This is a genomic window from Parasutterella sp. (assembly GCF_057870745.1).
The window spans coordinates 1-19493 of record NZ_DBMALT010000046.1 but is presented as its reverse complement, the minus strand read 5'-3'; the positions used below and the strand labels follow the sequence as shown (position 1 = coordinate 19493).

Below are 19493 nucleotides of genomic sequence, written 5' to 3'. Positions count from 1 at the left end.
TTTTGATAAGCCTTTAAGATTCCAAATCTTTTAGGATCAATCTTTGCCTTATTTTCCATTCCTGACTCCTTTAGGAGTCAACTTATTTCAGTACAAGACACCCAAACAGATATCAAAAAAGAGGAACTTTTCATCAAGAGGATATTGGGTTTTCTAAAGTTCCTGGGGATTGTGGTGCTTCCTTTGCCAATCATCGTAAGTCGCTTGCATACGGAGCCATATCGCAGAGTCAGGTTCGGAAATAGCAGAAGTAAACTTGACAGCCAATTCAGGTGTAATCGGTGCCTCGCCTCTGATTACTTGTGAAATGCTTTTCGATGAAACGGACAAGTTAGAAGCAAATTGCTCTGCGCTCAAATTCAGAGCATCAAGAGCCGAGGCTAAGCTACTGCCGGGATGAGGCGGATCGAACATTTCAGGCATTCGGATTCTCCGAATCGTGGAACCTGCTTGTTTATTGTGGTTTCTTGAAGAATTCTTTCAGAACTTCCGCGCCTCTGAGCACATTTGCAGTTCCCGGATTCAACAGGTTAGCCAGAGCTTCATCTGTTTTGTCCTTAAGTTGTTCTTTGGCAAGTCTGATCCCAAGCTGTGCAGCGGCGTCCTGAAGGCCACTTTTAGATTCATGGAGTGCAACATTGGCCGCTTCTCTAGCGCAAGCCTCTGTCATCAAGCGAGTCATTCGCTTTTTGGCTTCTTTATTGACTTGCTTATTCTTGCTTTCCGGAATTACGGTGATTTGCTTTGCTGCGTCTGTTTTTCCGAGAGTCACAAAAGCCCACTGAGTCATCACATTCTTGTCCTCTCTAGAAAGGTTGTCATATACACAGTCTCCCAATGCCTGTGCATATTGTCCTGCATAACAGGAAGCAGAAAAAACAGCACAGGAAACCAATGCGAGGAAAGAAGCTTTTTTGATCATTTTTCGGAGCCCTCTGCGAAAATAAAAACTAATGATCAATAATAAAACAGACAGATCAAAATTTGCCGCAAGTAACTATGAGCTCACAGGGCTTTCCAAGGGTTGATCTAGAAAGAACAAAGCAAAGAAAATCAAAAACTAACAGAAACTTACTGATGTAATCACCCGACAAAATAAATATGCTCGTATTAGTCCCACTCCGCGTAACAAATTGTTTAAAATGCGGTACTTTGTAAGTTGAATTATTAGATGTAAAGGAGCCGCAGATGCAGCTGACAAAAAAAGATCTCATAACAAAACTCATTGATGCTGCCCGCAAAGCAGGCAACGCCAATCCTTTTGCGCTCGGCTTTATTGCCTTCGATGATCTTCGTATGAAGCTTGAAGGTCCGATGACAACAACCGGCCAGGAATGGTATGCCACACACCCGAACGATCCTCTGGGTATGAAAGATATCCTGACTGTTCCGGATGACATCAACTACAACAAGATTGTCAAAGAAGTATTTGAATCTCTGACTTCGGACGGCGGCTTGCATCTTTGGGTCATCCCGACCGAACAGCTCGCCGACGTGCTTAAATTCTTAATGAGCCATCCTCGCTTTCAGGGAAACCTTCTCGATATGGACGACGAAGACCCTTGGGATATGCCGAGCATTAACTTTGAGAATTTATGCGCTGAAGCAGAAAATCAATTCCTTTCTAACCAGTCGATTAACGTTGTCTTTGAATACAAAGACGCCGATACCGGCTTGGTTGTGCACCGCGTTACATTGAATGAACGCGATTTCTGGTTCTTCGTTGACGAACAGCAGATGAAGATTGCGGATCGCCGCTGGTAATACAACTAAAAATGAACTGCCTAAGCAAACTGAACACAAAGACTTTCGTTGCAGCCAGCCTGCTCGCCGGGGCCGGAGTAACTTTTGCAAGTGTCGGTATCGCAAAAGGTTATAACCTCTCGCCCCTGGAAACGTACATTATTGAAAGCTTTGCTCAAGAGCAAATTGACGGCTTTATCAATTCAGGGGCAACCACGCTTTTTGAAAGCCCAAAGATTTTTTATATAACCCCGCGAGCTTTAGCTCGACAGGTAAAGACAGATCTTTCAGGCGCTCAAAAGAAATATCTCGGTAATTACGGAATCGTAAAGTCCTTTGTTTCTAAGACAAACAAGGATAAAACGCGAGTTCAGTTCGATATCCCGAAACCCGACTACACATTGGATCTCCATCTTGCTAAAAATGCAGATCCGGATTTGGCGAAAGAAGTCAGCCCCGGAGAGCGTCACGGCTTTTATTGCCAGATTACTTCTGTCGATAAGTCTTCCGCCGTCCTTTCAGGCTGCCTTCCGCTGAGACAGTTTGCTTCGCTTAAAAGAAAACAGATCGAGGCCCTTATTCATCGTTATTTAGCGGGCGAAAAAGTCCTAGACCCTAACCTTCCGACATATGCAATGATGGCCTATATGGCGGTGGTGTCAGCAAGACTCCTTCCGAGGGACTCCGTCTGCAGACGAACGGTTGAAGATGAGATTATTTTCACGGACGCAGACCGCAGGTTGTGTAATCAGGAAGTTGCCGACTTATGGCAGCGCGCGGATTCCAACCCTAAGTTTGATAAGACAATGGACAACGTCGTGGAAGAACTTACGAAACACGGCGTTGACGTTTCGATGATTAATCAGGCAGCCAGCAGTTTGGATTAGCCTGAAGAAAATCAAAAGACAAACAAAAACGAGAGCCGTCCGAAAATTGACTCTCATTTCTTTTTTCAAAAATCTTACTTATCGAGGCGTGCAGCTTCGATGTCCTCTTCTGTCTTATTGAGGAAGATTTTCTCCATTTCACGAGGAGAAAGACCGGCTTGAACTTCACCGCCGTAGACGTACTCCTTGACCTTTTCTTTGATCATTTTCTGTCCCGGCGTACCTTGTGCGCGTTCGACATAAATTCTCATCAAGTCAAGAATTCCCTGCTCGACCTTGCCGTTATAGGCTCTGGAAACACAAGCTAAAAAAGCTTTTTTAAGGTCACTGTCGACCTCAAGCTGCATTAATTCTTTCGTCATTTTCTTTCGCTTTTGATTGGTTGTGGGTATTTTAGCTTTTTAGACTAAAAGCAATAGTAGTAATAATCATAAGAATTATTCATAAAGTTTTAGTCTTTTGGCCAAAAACCCGCCCTAATCTTAATAAACCGTATGTTTTACGCGTTCAAAGCGCTGAAACTTATACCCTAGAGGCTGATCTTCCGTTTTGGGATGATCCTCGCTCCATACAAGCATCCACTCATCTTTATTAAGCGGATCAAAAGAAGCATCCCCTTCTACGTCGGCCTCAATTTCCGTTACCCATGCCGTATCTACTAACGGGAGAGCGCGGCGGTAGAGGTCTGCGCCGCCGATAATGAAAACGATATCGTCCGGTCCGAAATGCTTCAGTGCCTCATCCAAAGAAGAGACAACCGTTGCGCCTTCGGCTTTATAGGCTGGGTCTTGCGTTAAAACGATGTTCTGACGACCGGGAAGCGGTCTTCCGATCGATTCCCAGGTGTGCCGTCCCATGATGACCGGACGGCCCATCGTTGTCTGTTTAAAAAACTTTAAATCCTCAGGCAGATGCCAAGGCAGTTTGCCCTCTTTGCCGATAATACCGTTACGGCTGCGCGCTACTATGAGACTGATATGAGGCTTCATACTAAAAAACTAAAAATGATTAAACCGCAATCGGAGCCTTGATCGCAGGCCACGGATCATAATCAACGATTTCAAAATCTTCGAAGTTGTAATCAAAAATAGAGTCAGGACGACGCTTAATGATTAACTTCGGATAAGGACGAGGCTCACGGCTCAGCTGAAGTTTCACCTGTTCGAAGTGGTTGTTATAGATATGGCAGTCGCCGCCGGTCCAGATAAAGTCACCGACATCCAAATCACACTGCTGAGCAATCATGTGCGTGAGCAGCGAATAGCTCGCAATGTTAAAAGGTACGCCGAGGAAGATGTCGCAGCTTCTCTGATAAAGCTGGCAGGACAATTTTCCTTGAGCCACATAGAACTGGAAGAACATGTGGCAAGGCGGCAGAGCCATCTTATCGATTTCTCCGACGTTCCAGGCAGAGACGACTAAACGGCGGGAATCCGGGTTCGTATTAATCTGATGGATCAGATTGGAGATCTGATCAATATAACCGCCGTCAGAGGTTTTCCAATGACGCCACTGCACACCGTAGATTGGACCTAAGTCCCCGTTGGCATCGGCCCATTCATCCCAAATCGTCACTTTGTTATCGTGAAGATATTTGACGTTGGAGTCACCGTGTAAGAACCACAGGAGCTCATGAATGATGGAGCGAAGATGCAGTTTCTTAGTCGTGACAAGCGGAAAACCTTCCTGAAGGTTAAAACGCATTTGGTATCCGAACATCGAACGAGTGCCGACACCCGTACGATCGGATTTTTCGACGCCGTGTTCAAAGACGTCTCTCATAAAAGTTTCGTATTGGTCTGAACGACTCATTGCTTATTCCTCGCATGTATGAACTGCAAAACATCCCTCTCGGATGACGCCGTTCAGTTGTATTAGATTCGGGGATTTTAACGCATCGATGTTCCGAGTACTCATGACCTCTCCTTAGATCGAATAGAAAGTATGAATACCTGAGAAATTACCATCGCAATGCCAACGCATTCAATCCAGCCCAGTTTCAGGTTCATAAACATGATGCCGAAAACATAGGCAGACGTAGGCTCAAGGCACACGACGAGACCTGCGGTGACTGGAGAAATGTATTTCAGACAGGCCAAATACAGCCAGAAAGCCGCAACGGTTCCGGCTAAAACGATATAGCTCAGCGCCAGCCAAGCCTTTGCGTCTAAACCCTCAGCCGTAACAATAGGATTGGCAAGAAACAGACCGGCAATGCCGGCGGCCATCATGCCCCAGCTTGCCACCGGAACGACGCCCCAGCGGTCAATTAAAGGTTTGGGCTGGATGGAATAGATTGATGCAAAAACGGCGGAAATCATGCCCCAGAAAACCGCCATCCAGTTGAATTGGAAAGTTGAGAAGTCCCCTTTGGACACTATTAGTAGAACGCCAAAGAATGCCAATGCACAGCACAAGCCTTCTTTTGCTGTAAAGCGTTTCTTGCCCCTTAAAAATAAATAGATACCGGCGAGCAGCGGTGTTGTTGCTAAAAAGATGGCAGCCGTCCCTGCATTGGAATAATAAATTGCAATGAAGAATGTAAGGTGCGCGCCTAGAAGCTCAAGCCCGCTGAGTGCGATGCCGGCAGTTCCCTTCAGTGACGACAAAACAGCCAGCAGCGGTCGGCGGGATAAAAACAAATTCAGGATGACCAGGACTGTACCTGACAACAAAAGCCGAAGCGAAGACAACGCTTGAGGCTGCGTGTTGGTATTTTCAAAGATGTACTGCACGCATACACCCATCGAGCCCCAGAAGACGGAAGCCAAGGTCGCAAGCAGAACGCCGTAAAGCGTCCGATTTATTTTTATCGGAGGTTCGACATTAATTATTGTGGATTGAGTTTGAGACATTTTCTTTTTTGCCTTTTGTTCCTAGATATTCTAGGCGTTATGCAACATTTTTCTAATTTCTCGATAATTGTTTTCTATTTTCGGCTTAACTTCGATATCCAAACAAGAATGACTTGTCCTGAAAACCCAAAAAACAAACGACGCTGTTTCGCTAAGGTAACAAATTTTCCTTAGTTGTTACCAATAATTGGAAAATATGTAGCCTCTTAACATTCTCTTGCAACAGAAATAAATTGCTTCAGCATTCAAATAGATATGGCGGTAAAGTCATTGTCAATGAGAGTGCGCAAACACTACTCAGCTTTTCCTCCTAGATCGTTTTAGGCCCTTCAATTGTCGGGCCTATTCTTTTTTTATGCTCCTCGGCTTTTTGTCCGCAGGAGCTTTTTTCACAAACTTTTTCGACTTTCCCGCGGCAACGCTTGGATTAGAGCGCTTCTTTTAGCCGATAATGAACATTCACAGAAAGAAGTGAATTGTTTGTCTATTAGAATCTTTAATTACACGATGAACTTCAAACAGCTCATTATTTTTTTACCGGCTGCCCTCCTGCTCGGATGTGCGGCTGAACCGACGCCCGACATGCTGCCGGGCGGCCAGACGACTTTTGATAGTTACGCCATTCAGGCAAAAGCTTACGTTGCCGAAAGACGCCATTTTGTGACGGAAGATCATGTGGCTGAAATCGAAGGCAATTCGCCCTTTGAAATCCGACCTAAAAATCCGAACGGCCAAGCAGTATTAATGATTCACGGCTTAGGAGACTCTCCTTGGACGTTTACCGATATCGGAAAATCCCTGGCTGATCAAGGTTACTTAGTTCGTGCGATGCTCCTTCCGGGACACGGCACGCGTCCTGCTGACATGATCGGTGTGACCTCTGAAGAATGGACAAAAGCAGTTAACGAACAAGTCGCGCTTTTGAAGAAGCAATATCCCAAGATTTGGCTTGCGGGTTTTTCGACAGGATGCAATCTGGCTTTAGATTATTCAGAAGAACATCCGAATGATGTCGAAGGCTTGCTTCTCTTTTCTCCGGCGATGCAGGTCAGGACATCTTTAATCAAATTGGCGCCGATTGCTGATTTGTTTGTGACTTGGCTCAACGCCCCGGATAAGAAAACGGCGGGAGACGCACCTTTCAAATACAACACGGTGCCTATGGACGCCATTGTGGCTTTCAAACACACCATGGATACGTCCAATGACTATCTGACGAAAAACAAGATTACTAAGCCTGTGATTGTCATGATGAGTCAGCATGACAGCATCATCAATACTCAGTCTTTGGTCAAGGTTTTTGATAAAGCATTAACGAATCCGGCCTCTAAGATTATTTGGTACGGGAAACTGCCGGACGGCAAATATTCCAAGAAAGTCGTTGCCAAACTGGATTACCTGCCTGAATTACGGATCAAGTCGTTTGCCCATATGTCGATTCCCTTCTCGCCGGACAATGTCTGGTATGGAAAAGACGGGAAATTCCGTTACTGTCGAAACAGTGCTTCCGCTAAAGACGTGCAGGACTGCCGAAACGATCCGAATGTCTGGTATGGTGCTTGGGGCACACATGACGGGGAACACAGTTTTGCTCGCCTGACCTACAACCCGTATTTCGACTGGCAGACCAAGCAAATACTCAAAGTAATGAAAAGCGGAGAACAAAAGCCTCGTGTCTCAGGCATCATTGAAAAAGTTGAACCGCAACAGAAGGAATTAAATTGAAAAAGCTTCTAATCGTCGCTGCTTCCCTTTCGGCCCTGCTTCTTGCAGGCTGCTCCGATAAGGAAGTCGCCAGTGTCTCCCTAGGCGTGTTTACGTTCAAAGACATCAAACTCGATGCCTTTACCGATCCTCAGGTTCCGGGCGTTACCTGCCATGTGGCTTACATCAATTCTCCGCTTCAGCTTAGCGATCCTTCCAATAGCTCGGTCTCCTGCGTGAAGACCGGCGAGATTACTCAGGCCATGATCGACGGCATCGATAAAAGCGCCGACGGAGAGGTTGTTTTTAAGAAATCTCAGAGCGTCTTCTTTAAAACTTTGAGAATCCGCCGAATCTTTGATGCTAAAAATCAAACATTGGTTTATTTGAGTTACTCCACCAAGATCGCGAACGGCAGCTTTAAACACTCTATTTCTTCCGTGCCGCTTTGGGGTTCTCAGGCCTATAAACCTGAAGGCTACCTGACGAAGTAATAAGTTTGAGACGAAGTGTAGTCACTGCAAAAATTCTCTGTTAGCATTGAACGCACTTCGGCTTTGAAGGGATAACTGCCGGTCCGCAAGACCTTGTAAGGGTTGGTAGGAACGGCGGTTTTTTTAAGGAATTGAAATGAAAGAAATCATCACTACAGAAAACGCCCCCGCCGCTGTCGGCACCTACTCTACCGCTTACAAATGCGGAAACATGGTTTTCCTTTCCGGCCAACTGGGTTTAGATCCTGTTTCCGGCGAACTGCCCTCTTCTTTTGAAGCCCAGTGCCGTCAGGCATTCCGCAACGTTTTTGCGATCGTTAAAGCAGCCGGCGGTACACCGGCCGATATCGTTCGTCAGACCGTCTATCTCACCGATCTGAACAACTTCGGCATTGTGAACAAAGTGATGTCTGAAATCTTCTCTGCTCCTTATCCCGCAAGAAGCTGCGTTCAGATTTCTGCCCTTCCTAAGGGCGGTTTGATCGAAGTTGAAGCAACCGTCGTTCTCGACTAATTGTCTTTATCAGGGAAGGCCTACCAAGGCGTTCCTCTCGGCAGGAGCCGGTTAACCATATCGCGGATTTTAGGTTCTGAATCAGAAGCAGGATCCGCTAGGGTTGCCGGCCCTAAGTTTTTTCTGAGATTGACGATGTCAGTCGGCTGCCCTTCTGTCGTCATCAAGAGTCGAGCATCCTTCAGATAAGCCAAGTTGTATTTGGCTTCGTAATAGACGGTGACGGGACAGCTCTGTTCTGTTTTTGAAACCGTTCGGACTTGCAGTCCCTTATCTTGTATTGCCTGGCGTAAGGCAATGAAAAATGAAGGCGGCACATTTTTGTTGTCGACCAAACACACCTCCTTGAAACCGAAAGAGTCTTTCAAGTAGTAGTCGGTTGAATCCGAAGCACAGCCTGAAATTAAAACACAGGCGCTGCAGATCGTTAGGAGCGGGATTGCCTTCATTTTGTTTGCTATCTAATAAATCTCATGGTCAGATTCTAGCCAATCCGATTCAAAAAGTTTAACCTTTTTCTCACCCACTGCTCCAAATTTGATTTTTCTCCGGAAAAAATCCTTTTCAAATCGCAAGTTACCGCTTTTGGAAAAATCGCGCTGTGCTATTATTTTTTCTTTTCAAAAGGACTTCGGCCAAGAGCTTCGGATATTTTTAGCTTCTTTGACCTTCTTTTGAGTTTCATCCTTTAGATATTACGCAAATGGCTTACCCTAAATCTCCTGCTATCGCTCTTTGGAATCCAGTTTGGACTGTTATTTGGTCTTACATCTTTACACCGGTATTCGGAGCATTTCTCCAGAGAACCAACTGGAGCGAGATGGGAGAAACAGACCGTACTGCAAACAGCCACATGTGGATGGTTCTCGGTTTGGTCTTCATGTTCGGCTACCTCATTCTGGAACCTTGGCTTCCCGAATCCAACTTTGAAGACTTCTATTTCTTAGGTTCCTATACGCTCTTCTACGCAGCTTGGGTAATCTTTGACGGCTGGGCTCAGGTGCCCTTCGTTCGTGATCGTTACGGCGACAACTATCATCATCGTCTCTGGGGAAAACCGATTATGCTCGGTGCAGGTGGTCTTGTCCTCTGGATGATGATGTCTTTAACTTATGTGATCGGCATTATCACCTTGTTCCCCGACGTTCTGCCGCCTCAGCTGCCTCCGAAGCCCTAAACCATGTCAGGCTTCTTTGATAAGCTCCCGGAAATTTCGCCTAAAAAACAGGCTCCAACTGCAAAGCCTGTTTTTGACCCTTACGCTTTTTTAAATTTAAAGCCGGAACCTCAAACGGCGGAAGATCGATTCAAAGAAGCCAAAGAACTGCTTTCGGCAGAATCTAATACTGCTATTCAATATCTCAAAGCCGCGGCAGAAGAAGAACACGCAGCCTCTTTAGATCTGCTCGGAATGCTTTATGCCACCGGTCAGCTTTTAGAACGAGATCCTAAACGAGCGGCCGACCTTTTCCGTAAAGCCGCCGTCCTCGGAGAAACAAACGCTAAATTTCACTTAGCCATGGCTTTGCGCGAAGGCTTCGGTGTTCGCCAAAACCTGGATGAGTCTTTCGCATGGCTGCGTGTCGCGGCAAAAGAAAAATCTCCAGAAGCCATGTTTGCTTTGGCTGAAGCTTATGACCAGGGCTTGGGGGTTGAAAAAAATCCCGAGATCGCGGAAACATTCTTTAGCCAGGCAGCCTTGAAAGGAGAGAAGCGCGCCATCATGCGAATGATTCGGCTGACATCCGAAGGCGCTCATCTCAATCCTAAACTCTGTCTTCATTGGCTCTTCAAAGGAGCCGCTGCAAAGATTCCGGTTTGTCTCCTTGCTGTCGGCCGCTACTGGCTGGAAACAACACCTAAAAATCCCGTTCGAGGTTTGGGCTTCCTGGAAGAAGGCGCACTTGCCGAAGATCCGGACTGCCTGTTCGAGTTGGGATTTTTCTGGTCAAGCGGCCGATTTGCTGAACGGGATATCGTGGCTGCCATTGTCTACTGTCACCTCGCCTCCACTTTTGGAAGTTGGAAAGCAGCTCAAAAACTTTCTGAACTTCGCGCCTTGGCACAAAAAGAACAGTTACTTGAAGCCGCAGGCATTGCGGCCTTCCCGAGTTCACAGCTTGTCGTCCAAGAAATAATTAAGCGCCGAAACAACGGCGCTTAACATGCTACATAACGAGACAACAGGTCTTGTTAGCTGTCTTCCCACTCAATGGTTTTCTCTTCTGCCTTGAGCGGATGGAAGTGTCTCTGATAAGAATCTCTCAATTCTTCAAGGCAAGTAGAAGCCAGCGGAGCAATGTCTCCTGCGAGAACGCCGGAATTCAAACCGTCGACTGCAGCGCCGTGGAGATAAACTGCGGATAAAACGCAGTCCATCAATTCAAAGTGCTGTGCAAACATGGCGCCGATCATGCCGGAGAGCGCATCGCCGGAACCCGCGGTAGCCAGAGCCGGAGATCCGGTCGGATTGATCCAGCTTACGGAACTGCGCTGGGTCACAATCGTTCCGGCTCCCTTCAGGACGTTCACGGCACCGGTGAGAATACCTAAGTCAAGCGCACGGGAGAGACGATCCTTATTGATTTCTTCAACTGGGAGTCTAAGAATGCGTGCGGCTTCCGCGGCATGTGGTGTTAAAACGGTATGTGCGAATCGATGTGTGACTAAGGATAAAATTTCTTCGTCCTGAGCAATCATCGTCAAAGCATCTCCGTCAATGACCAGAGCGGCCTTAGATTTCAGACATTCAATGAATCTTTGTTTTGCCTGATCGGTAAAGCCCAATCCCGGGCCGATGACGATTGCGTCCATCTCATCAATATTGATTTTTCCCGGGAACATTAATTCGGGACAGAACGGATCGAGTTTCATGTCATCTTCTAAGAGCTCGACATAAACACGGCCTGCGCCCATGTATAAACCTGAACGTGCGGCGATCAATGCGGCGCCGACAGTGCCTTTTCCTCCGCCAATTACACCCAGACGGCCATAGTCGGCTTTTGAAGTATTTTTTAAACGGGGTGCGCAGACATGCTTGAAGTCTTTAACTTCCAAAAGGCTGATTTTAGTGAGCGGAATGGAAATACCGAGCGTTTCCATTTTGACGCGGCCGCAGGCATCGGGCCCAAGACCTGTAAAGAGTCCGACCTTTCCGCTTAAGAAAGAAATCGTCGCATCTGCTTTGCAGCCTGCTCTTTCACCGACCCAAGTTCCGGTTTCGGAGTTGAGGCCGGAGGGAATGTCCAGAGAAACGTGCAATGCTCGTCTTTCGTTAAACCACATCGCCGCATCAAGAAATTCATCTTTAAGCGGACGTTCCAAACCGATTCCGAAAATCGCATCCACGACGATATCGGCTTTGGGCGTGTCGTACGGATCTGTGTAAGTCGGACGACCTAATTTTTCCCATTCAGCCAAAGCAGCTTTTGCTTCGTCACTCTTGGGTGTTTTACCGGCAACTTGAACGACATTAACGTCGTATTCCATCTTTAAAAGTTCGATCGCTGTACAGTATCCGTCACCGCCGTTGTTCCCGGGACCACAAACCACCGTTACTCTAGCCGGGGCAGGATAAAGATCGGAGATGAAGTCGGCAGCGGCTTTGCCTGCCCTTTCCATGAGAACTCCGGGTCCTAAGATACGAGCGTATTTTTCCTCGAGTTCTCTTAACTGAGGAATCTGAAGTAAGGAAACCGACATTGATTATTACCTTTAAAAAGAAAGGAGACTGCCGGCATGGACAGTCTCAAAGAATATTCGTGAGATTATTTTCGTTTAACAAATCGCATCGGGCTGTAAGGCGTCGGGTCGATTGCCGGCGTCTTCTTCTCAATGACATCTGACAAGAGTTCGGCACAGCCCTCAGACAATGCCCAGCCGTTCAAGCCGTGACAAATATTGAGATACAGACCTTCAAACGGTGTTTCTCCGCAAGACGGCAGACTGTCCGGATGAACAATGCATTTGCCGATCCAATTGGTTGATTCAGTCCATTGAGCCGCTGTCGGAAGAAGCTTGCAGCTGGCTTCATAGATTTCTTCAATCACCTTGTCTGTCATGTCATGGGAGGATTCTCCGAGCCAGTAACGGCCGCAGACACGTACTCGATTGCCTAAACGAGTAACAAGCAAATCCTTGTTGTCAAAAACCAGAGTGTGCAGCGGCGGAACATTCATCGGGTCGATAGTTGCCGTCACAGCCCAGCCCGTCAGCTGCATCGTCGGGAGTTCGAGTTTTTCTTCGATGAGCGCTTTCGTTCCAAGATTGCTGCAGAGAACTACGGCATCGCTGGCAATTTCGCCTTTGTCTGTCTTGACACCGATGACCTTGTTGTTTTCGTCAAACATTAGGCCCGTAACTTCGGTGTGATACATCATGGTCAGATTCTTTTGGCTGACATTGATGGCCTGAATCTGTTTAGAGTAATAACAGCCGTTGCCGGAGAGTTCCTGGGGGAGATAAGAACATCCCAAGAAAGGATCAGGAACGTTTTCCAGAGAGGGATCGATTCTTGAAGATTCTTCTCTAGTCAGCCATTCACCGGGTTTTTCGCTTTCTTCTTTATGAGCTTCTTCCCATGCCTGGGCATTTGTAAAGACACGAAGCAGACCGTAGACTTGCTCAAAAGACAGATCTTCCAAACGAGCATGGAATTCGGTTAAACCGACACTGTAGCGTGCCAAAGTCATTAAAGAGTCGTGATTTGCGGCCCAGACATCCGCACTTCTGGCGTTAGCTAAAGCACGAAGGAATTTCATCTGTCCAATGGAAACATCCCAACCCAAACGACGAGTTTTTGCGAAAATGGAAGCCAAACCGGCTTTGCCTTTAAAGGGAGCACAAAGCATCTGTACGGAAATAGGACCCATAAATCCGGCCATTCCGAAACTGCATTCCTGATTCGGCGTCGAGGCTTTCTCGATCAATGTAACGTTATGACCGCGCTTTAAAAAATTATGAGCACACGCAATACCCGTGACCCCTGCTCCGACAACAATGATATGCATTGGTTCTCCACCTTATAATGTGCAGATTATTTTAACTTATTTGTATTTTTGTACAAACCGTGAGCTCTAAAAACCTTCTCACCATTGATGAGCTTTCGCAGGTCTCGGGACTTAGTAAACGAACGATTCGATACTACGTTAACAGCGGGCTTTTAGACCGGCCGACCGGCGAAACAAAAAATGCCCGTTATGACGCAAGCCACTTAGAACAGATAAGAAACGTTAAGGCTCTGCAGGAACAGGGTTACACCTTAGCCCGCATCGTTGAGCTCAAGCGCCAGACGCATCAGGAAGTGCTGAATCGTCGGGAGATCGGCGAGCCTCTAACGGTGATAGAGATTCCTGTAGACCCGGGAATATCTATTGAATTTCGGCAGGAAATATGCGGATTGACGCAGCCGCAAATGATTAAACTTGCGCAAGCATTTTTAGAAGTCATCAAGACTGAAAAAGACAAAGAAGCTCAGGAAGAAAAAGAATGAATCAAAACAGCTCAAAGCTGATGGAAGACATCAAAAAATTTCTCACCGGAAAAAAGACGGACTATGTTGAAATCGGCGGCCACCGTTTTGCCGAAAATATCAAGGTCGGCCAAAACGCTCTGGTTTTGAACGGAACCGGCGTCCGCACGCAAAGCGATAAGCCGATTTATGCCGTTGCGCTGTATTTGCCGGCGAAAACACATCGTCAAGATACCTCCCGAGCACTATTAGGCGCTCGAAGAGTTCAAATTGTTATTCTCCAACCCTTGAACGCGGAAGATTTCATCTCCTCTATGCGCGAGGCCATCGCAGAAAACAATGATGAGACTTATCAGGACTTCATAGAGAATGAACTTCAGCAGATTGAAGAATTCATGAAGGACCTAACGAACCTTGAACCCGGTGATGTGGTTGATGTGGATTGGCTCCCTTCCCGCGGGACATTCGTTTATTACAACGGCCAGCTGATGGGCAATCCCGTCCGAGGCAAGGCGCTTTATGATGCTGTCCTTTCTATCTGGTTAGGCGATCACGCTTTAGAAGAAGGGCTAAGAGAAGGACTTTTGAGCCTTTCCAAAGAGGAAAAAGAAAATTAAACGCCGGCAGAGAAAGCAGTTTCCGCCTTCTCTGCTTCCGGACACGACAAAGCCGCCCGAGGGCGGCTTTTGAGTTTACAAGAACCTATTCGAAATTACTTAACGAACTTCGGATGGATCAGGTTCTGTGTATTGAATGTGGCATCCCATTCAGCCTGAGTCATCAGATGCTGTTCGTCAACAACGATCTGATGGAGAGACTTACCGGTTGTGTAGCCTTCCTTAGCGATAGCGGCGCACTTCTGATAACCGAAATGCGGCTTCAGGAGTGTAACGATACCGATGGAGTTCATGACGTAGTCTTTGCAGCGTTCGGTGTTGGCGGTAACGCCTTCAACCAGTTTCTTACGCAGTGTGTCGCAGGCGTTGGTCATAACCTTCATCTGTGTATACAGAGCGTATGTAATAACTGGTTCCATAACGTTCAGCTCGAGCTGGCCGGCAGAAGCAGCAAGCATTACTGTTGTGTCGAGACCGATAGCAAGGAAGCTGGCCTGGTTAGCAACTTCAGCAGCAACCGGATTAACTTTACCCGGCATGATGGAAGAACCCGGCTGGAGCTGAGGAAGATTGATTTCCTTCAGACCGCAGCGAGGACCGGAGGCAAGCAGACGAATGTCGTTGCAGACCTTAGTCATCTTAACTGCCAGGCCCTTGATGGCGGAAGACAGAGTCATGTAAGCGCCGCAGTCACTGGTAGCAGCGATCAGGTCTTCACTGTTCTTGAAGTCGATGCCGGTCAGTTCGGCAAGGTTCTTAACAGCAAGTTCCGGATATCCCGGGGCAGCAGTAACGGTAGTACCGATAGCGGTAGCGCCAAGGTTGACGATCTTGAGGTGTTCCTGAGCAGCGCGCAGGTTTTCGATTTCGTCATTGATAGTGAAGCCCCAGCCGTGGAATTCCTGCCCCAGAGTCATAGGAACAGCGTCCTGGAGGTGGGTACGGCCCATCTTCAGAGTCTGATCGAATTCTTTAGCCTTGGCATAGAGTGCGTCACGCAGTTCTTCAGCGGCCTTGATAAGGACGTTGGAGCGGAGGATGCAGCTCAGATGAATAGCGGTCGGATATGTGTCGTTTGTGGATTGACCGAAGTTCGCGTCGTTGTTCGGGTTGACGATGGAGTAGTCACCGAGCTTACCGCCGAGATGTTCGATAGCGAGGTTGGAGATAACTTCGTTAGCGTTCATGTTGGTGGAAGTACCTGCTCCGCCTTGCAGCCAGTCAGTGATGAACTGGTCACGATATTTTTCAGTGTTGTTGATGAGCTGGTCGCAAGCCCAGATCATTGCGTCGGCAACTTCAGGTTTAACAACGCCGAGTTCCTTATTAGCCATCGCCGCTGCTTTCTTAACATAAGCAAAGGCGATGATGAAGTAGATTTCTTGGTTGTTCTTTTCTTCAGTGATGAAGAAGTTTTCTTTGCCGCGAAGGGATTGAACGCCATAGTAAGCGTTGGCAGGAACTTCTAAGTCACCGATAAAATCATGTTCAATACGAGCCATTCAGGTCTCCTCAAAAATATATATCCCGCTCCGTTGCGAAGTAGGATTTGAAAAATAACCGTGTCGGTATAAAACCGTTGGTCCACACAGTCATCCGATGCAGACAGAGTCGAACGCTACTCAACACGTTGCGAACCGGCTCTTGTTTGCTGCGAAGTATTGTAATCGTTTGCACAAAAAAAATATATGGTTTACCCCAAACTTATGGGGTAAACCATATGCGACGGAAAAATCATTAACTAATTTTTGTATCTCTATGAATTCATTGATCTTTATTAAGAATATTTTTTAATCTAACAAATAGGCTTTGATTTGTTATGTAATTCTTCGTAACAATCAGGTGATTTTGAGCATAGAAAAAGGCCTCGCAATGCGAGGCCCTATTCTCATATCCCTTTAAGGGTACGTTAGATCAGCGGATTACATGAAGCCGCAGACAACGAAACCGAAAGCGACGGAGAAGAAAATCGCCAGAACGCCGGGGATGAAGAAGGAGTGATTGAAGACCCACTTACCGATGCGTGTTGTACCCGTGTCGTCCATCTGAACAGCGCCGAGGAGTGTCGGGTATGTCGGGAGAACGAACAGAGCGGAAACAGCGGCGAAGCAGGCAACCAGCATGTAAGCGTTGTCCGGATGAGCGGCTGTGATACCGAGGGCAGCAACCACTGTCGGAGTAATCGCCTTAGCAGTAGCAGCCTGAGAGTACAGGAGCATAGCGGCTAAGAAGAAGACAACTGCGAGGAGAGCCGGATACTGGCTGATGGTTTCAGAAGCAAAAGCCTTGATCTGAGCAGTGTGACCGGAAACGAATGTATCACCGAGCCATGCAACACCGAGAACGCAGATACAGGCAACCATACCGGATTTGAAAACGGATGTGGAAGCGATATCGCCGAGTTTGACCTTGCAGAAAACCGTGATCAGAGCGCCGACGGTAAGCATCAAGCTCATGATGGCTGCGTCACGTGTGACGATAACCGGTTTGATCAGGCCGATAGCCGGAGAAATAGCGGATGCGTAGCAGACAACTGCGATAACGCCGATAAGGAAGATCCAAACGGAAAGCTTGGCAGAGGAAGTGATCTTGATTTCCTGCATGCCGACAGGAGGCTTAACGAGACCTTCTTTAAGACGTTCCTGGTAAACCGTAGAGGTGCTGAGGTCCATTTTGCAGAAAATCGTCATGATGAAAGCAGTGACCATGCAGCCTAAGAATGTGGTCAGAAGCCAAACAGCCAGCAGAGTCGGATAGCTCCAGCCGAACGGTTCGAGAACGCCTGTCATGTAAATAACAGCGGCGGAAACCGGAGAAGCTGTAATAGCGATCTGAGAAGCGACCACAGCGATAGAGAGCGGAACGCTCGGGCGGATGTTCTGGCCTTTAGCAACTTCAACGATAACCGGGATCATCGAGAAAGCGGTGTGACCTGTACCGGCGAAAATCGTCAGAACATAGGTAACCAGCGGAGCCAGATAGTTGATGTATTTAGGATTCTTGTAGAGAATCTTTTCAGCGATGTAAACAAGGTAGTCCAAGCCGCCTGCGAGCTGCATGGCGGAAATGGCCGAGATCACGGATGCAATGATCAGGATCACGTCCCAAGGAATGTTACCCGGCTTCATGCCTAAACACAGACCGAGAATGAGAACACCGGCACCGCCGGCGTAGCCGATACCGATACCGCCGAGACGCACACCGACAAAGATCGCGCCGAGCAGAACGATAATCTGAAGAATAACCATGATATCCATAAATCCTCCGAAAGAAAGTACGCGGTTAACCGTACTCCCCGAGATGTTGGCTTAGTTAATTATTGACGGGTCGCCAAAGACCCTTGAATCGGAGCAAGAACATGTTTTTTTAACCTGCTCCGAGCGCTGAAAATTCGGCAGCGGATTCCGCTGCCGAAATCTTGAACTCAATTACTTGACGAATTTCGGATGAATCAAGTTCTGAGTATTGAATGTGGCATCCCATTCAGCCTGAGTCATCAGGTGCTGTTCATCAACAACGATCTGATGCAGAGACTTGCCGGTTGTGTAGCCTTCCTTAGCGATAGCGGCGCACTTCTGGTAGCCGAAATGCGGCTTCAGGAGTGTAACGATACCGATGGAGTTCATGACATAGTCTTTGCAGCGTTCGGTGTTGGCGGTAACGCCTTCAACCAGTTTTGTACGCAGTGTGTCGCATGCGTTGGTCATAACTTTCATCTGTGTGTACAGAGCGAAAGTGATCACCGGTTCCATAACGTTCAGTTCGAGCTGGCCGGCAGAAGCGGCAAGCATCACTGTTGTGTCGAGACCGATAGCAAGGAAGCTGGCCTGGTTGGCAACTTCAGCAGCAACCGGATTGACTTTACCCGGCATGATGGAAGAACCCGGCTGGAGCTGAGGAAGGTTGATTTCCTTCAGGCCGCAGCGAGGACCGGAGGCAAGCAGACGAATGTCGTTGCAAACCTTAGTCATCTTGACAGCCAAGCCCTTGATAGCGGAGGACAGAGTCATGTAAGCGCCGCAGTCGCTAGTAGCAGCGATCAGGTCTTCACTGTTCTTGAAGTCGATGCCGGTCAGTTCGGCAAGGTTCTTAACAGCAAGTTCAGGATATCCCGGAGCAGCCGTAACAGTAGTACCGATAGCGGTAGCGCCGAGGTTGACGATCTTGAGGTGTTCCTGGGCAGCGCGCAGGTTTTCAATTTCGTCATTGATGGTGAAGCCCCAGCCGTGGAATTCCTGACCCAGAGTCATCGGGACAGCGTCCTGGAGGTGGGTACGGCCCATCTTCAGAGTCTGATCGAATTCTTTAGCTTTGGCATAGAGTGCGTCGCGGAGTTCTTCAGCGGCCTTGATAAGGACGTTGGAGCGGAGGATGCAGCTCAGATGGATAGCGGTCGGATATGTGTCGTTTGTGGACTGACCGAAGTTAGCATCGTTGTTCGGGTTAACGATGGAGTAATCGCCAAGCTTGCCGCCGAGATGTTCGATAGCAAGGTTGGAGATGACTTCGTTGGCATTCATGTTGGTGGAGGTACCGGCACCGCCCTGCAGCCAGTCAGTGATGAACTGGTCGCGATATTTTTCGGTGTTGTTGATGAGCTGGTCGCATGCCCAGATCATTGCGTCGGCAACTTCGGGTTTAACAACGCCGAGTTCTTTGTTCGCCATAGCAGCTGCTTTTTTGACATAAGCAAAAGCGATGATGAAGTAGATTTCCTGGTTGTTCTTTTCTTCAGTGATGAAGAAGTTTTCTTTACCGCGAAGAGACTGAACGCCGTAGTAGGCATTAGCCGGAACTTCTAAGTCGCCAATAAAATCGTGCTCAATACGAGTCATTGTTGCTCCTGTTTTGAATAATGAGAAGTCTCAAAAAACCGCCCTCTTTCGTCAGTCCGAAGACCGTGGTCATACGATTGAGTGGCTACAGGCAGTATCGTAACAAATTGTTTATTTGCATGGGAATCGGTACTGCTCAAACGTGGACTAAGGTAGCACAGTTCATGAAAATTCTCTAGAAAAATTTTCTGAATTGTCGATAAATAAAGGGTTTTTACCTAGAACTTTCGTTTTAAGTATCATCACTTCACGGCATGTGTTGTTTCATTGCCGCAATCGAGTAGGGGGACGGGTTTCCCCGCCCCTCTCTCACAGCACCCATCGTGCGGTACCGCAATGGGCGCTTCATTAACGGATCTCCATAAAGCGGAGAG

Annotated in this window: 21 protein-coding genes; 9 read left to right on the top strand and 12 right to left on the bottom strand. The window is 47.6% G+C overall.

The features are described 5' to 3' along the window. Positions 1–153: 153 nt before the first annotated feature. Together ACZND6_RS10925 and ACZND6_RS10920 are read right to left on the bottom strand one after the other, a co-directional pair. On the bottom strand, positions 154–423 hold the full coding sequence (locus ACZND6_RS10925) for a HigA family addiction module antitoxin (protein WP_489524674.1): 270 nt from the start codon (positions 421–423) through the stop codon (positions 154–156). 31 nt (positions 424–454) lie between these two features. Beyond that, entirely contained in the window at positions 455–922 is a 468-nt protein-coding gene (locus ACZND6_RS10920; protein ID WP_489524673.1) for a hypothetical protein, read from the bottom strand. A 266-nt stretch (positions 923–1188) separates the two neighbouring features. Here ACZND6_RS10920 and ACZND6_RS10915 point away from each other — a divergent pair, with 266 nt between their 5' ends. Both ACZND6_RS10915 and ACZND6_RS10910 read left to right on the top strand, forming a co-directional pair. Then, positions 1189–1764 carry a hypothetical protein gene (locus ACZND6_RS10915; protein ID WP_008811338.1) on the top strand — a complete coding sequence of 192 codons (576 nt, stop codon included), beginning with the start codon at positions 1189–1191 and terminating at the stop codon, positions 1762–1764. 11 nt (positions 1765–1775) lie between these two features. Further along, positions 1776–2630 carry a hypothetical protein gene (locus tag ACZND6_RS10910; RefSeq protein WP_008811337.1) on the top strand — a complete coding sequence of 285 codons (855 nt, stop codon included), beginning with the start codon at positions 1776–1778 and terminating at the stop codon, positions 2628–2630. 74 nt (positions 2631–2704) lie between these two features. Here ACZND6_RS10910 and ACZND6_RS10905 read toward each other — a convergent pair whose 3' ends face one another. The 4 genes from ACZND6_RS10905 to ACZND6_RS10890 all read right to left on the bottom strand — a co-directional run bounded on the left by ACZND6_RS10905 (position 2705) and on the right by ACZND6_RS10890 (position 5485). Next, positions 2705–2992, bottom strand: a complete 288-nt coding sequence (locus tag ACZND6_RS10905) for a hypothetical protein (RefSeq protein ID WP_008811336.1) — start codon at positions 2990–2992, stop codon at positions 2705–2707. Positions 2993–3112: 120 nt separating this feature from the next. Beyond that, the gene (locus tag ACZND6_RS10900) at positions 3113–3619 is read right to left on the bottom strand and encodes a dihydrofolate reductase (protein ID WP_008811335.1); all 507 of its coding nucleotides are present in this window, start codon (positions 3617–3619) and stop codon (positions 3113–3115) included. Positions 3620–3638: 19 nt separating this feature from the next. Then, positions 3639–4442, bottom strand: a complete 804-nt coding sequence (thyA, locus tag ACZND6_RS10895; protein WP_489524672.1) for a thymidylate synthase — start codon at positions 4440–4442, stop codon at positions 3639–3641. A 101-nt stretch (positions 4443–4543) separates the two neighbouring features. Beyond that, positions 4544–5485, bottom strand: coding sequence for a DMT family transporter (locus ACZND6_RS10890; RefSeq protein WP_489524671.1), 942 nt, complete (start codon positions 5483–5485; stop codon positions 4544–4546). A 480-nt stretch (positions 5486–5965) separates the two neighbouring features. Between ACZND6_RS10890 and ACZND6_RS10885 the strand changes: the two genes are divergently transcribed. The 3 genes from ACZND6_RS10885 (at position 5966) to ACZND6_RS10875 (ending at position 8197) form a co-directional block, all read left to right on the top strand. Next, entirely contained in the window at positions 5966–7210 is a 1245-nt protein-coding gene (locus ACZND6_RS10885) for an alpha/beta hydrolase (RefSeq protein WP_300874684.1), read from the top strand. Continuing rightward, positions 7207–7683 (top strand): CreA family protein, encoded by a 477-nt coding sequence (locus ACZND6_RS10880; RefSeq protein WP_293737485.1) that lies wholly within the window; start codon positions 7207–7209, stop codon positions 7681–7683. The genes ACZND6_RS10885 and ACZND6_RS10880 overlap by 4 nt, the downstream gene beginning before the upstream one ends. A 136-nt stretch (positions 7684–7819) precedes the next feature. Then, positions 7820–8197 (top strand): RidA family protein, encoded by a 378-nt coding sequence (locus ACZND6_RS10875; protein WP_293737484.1) that lies wholly within the window; start codon positions 7820–7822, stop codon positions 8195–8197. Between the two features lie 20 nt (positions 8198–8217). Here ACZND6_RS10875 and ACZND6_RS10870 read toward each other — a convergent pair whose 3' ends face one another. Next, positions 8218–8646 (bottom strand): hypothetical protein, encoded by a 429-nt coding sequence (locus ACZND6_RS10870; RefSeq protein ID WP_293737483.1) that lies wholly within the window; start codon positions 8644–8646, stop codon positions 8218–8220. A 254-nt stretch (positions 8647–8900) separates the two neighbouring features. On the opposite strand from ACZND6_RS10870, the gene ACZND6_RS10865 reads away from it, so the two are divergent. Together ACZND6_RS10865 and ACZND6_RS10860 are read left to right on the top strand one after the other, a co-directional pair. Next, complete coding sequence (locus ACZND6_RS10865) at positions 8901–9374, top strand: hypothetical protein (protein WP_293737482.1); 474 nt, start codon at positions 8901–8903, stop codon at positions 9372–9374. A gap of 3 nt (positions 9375–9377) precedes the next feature. Continuing rightward, complete coding sequence (locus ACZND6_RS10860; protein ID WP_370747694.1) at positions 9378–10361, top strand: tetratricopeptide repeat protein; 984 nt, start codon at positions 9378–9380, stop codon at positions 10359–10361. Positions 10362–10390: 29 nt separating this feature from the next. Here the strand turns inward: ACZND6_RS10860 and ACZND6_RS10855 are convergent, their stop codons facing one another. Further along, a complete protein-coding gene (locus ACZND6_RS10855) occupies positions 10391–11899 on the bottom strand; it encodes an NAD(P)H-hydrate dehydratase (RefSeq protein ID WP_489524670.1) in 1509 nt (502 codons plus the stop codon). Positions 11900–11964: 65 nt separating this feature from the next. Further along, complete coding sequence (locus ACZND6_RS10850; RefSeq protein ID WP_293737479.1) at positions 11965–13206, bottom strand: NAD(P)/FAD-dependent oxidoreductase; 1242 nt, start codon at positions 13204–13206, stop codon at positions 11965–11967. 59 nt (positions 13207–13265) lie between these two features. Here ACZND6_RS10850 and ACZND6_RS10845 point away from each other — a divergent pair, with 59 nt between their 5' ends. Both ACZND6_RS10845 and ACZND6_RS10840 read left to right on the top strand, forming a co-directional pair. Beyond that, the gene (locus ACZND6_RS10845; RefSeq protein WP_293737478.1) at positions 13266–13688 is read left to right on the top strand and encodes a helix-turn-helix domain-containing protein; all 423 of its coding nucleotides are present in this window, start codon (positions 13266–13268) and stop codon (positions 13686–13688) included. Beyond that, complete coding sequence (locus tag ACZND6_RS10840; protein ID WP_293737477.1) at positions 13685–14284, top strand: chalcone isomerase family protein; 600 nt, start codon at positions 13685–13687, stop codon at positions 14282–14284. Before ACZND6_RS10845 ends, ACZND6_RS10840 begins: the two co-directional genes overlap by 4 nt. 95 nt (positions 14285–14379) lie before the next feature. Here ACZND6_RS10840 and ACZND6_RS10835 read toward each other — a convergent pair whose 3' ends face one another. The 3 genes from ACZND6_RS10835 to ACZND6_RS10825 form a co-directional block, all read right to left on the bottom strand. Continuing rightward, positions 14380–15786 carry an aspartate ammonia-lyase gene (locus ACZND6_RS10835; RefSeq protein ID WP_046448051.1) on the bottom strand — a complete coding sequence of 469 codons (1407 nt, stop codon included), beginning with the start codon at positions 15784–15786 and terminating at the stop codon, positions 14380–14382. 420 nt (positions 15787–16206) lie between these two features. Continuing rightward, positions 16207–17541 carry an anaerobic C4-dicarboxylate transporter gene (locus ACZND6_RS10830; protein WP_489524669.1) on the bottom strand — a complete coding sequence of 445 codons (1335 nt, stop codon included), beginning with the start codon at positions 17539–17541 and terminating at the stop codon, positions 16207–16209. Positions 17542–17712: 171 nt separating this feature from the next. Continuing rightward, positions 17713–19119 (bottom strand): aspartate ammonia-lyase, encoded by a 1407-nt coding sequence (locus ACZND6_RS10825; protein WP_046448052.1) that lies wholly within the window; start codon positions 19117–19119, stop codon positions 17713–17715. Positions 19120–19493: the final 374 nt, after the last annotated feature.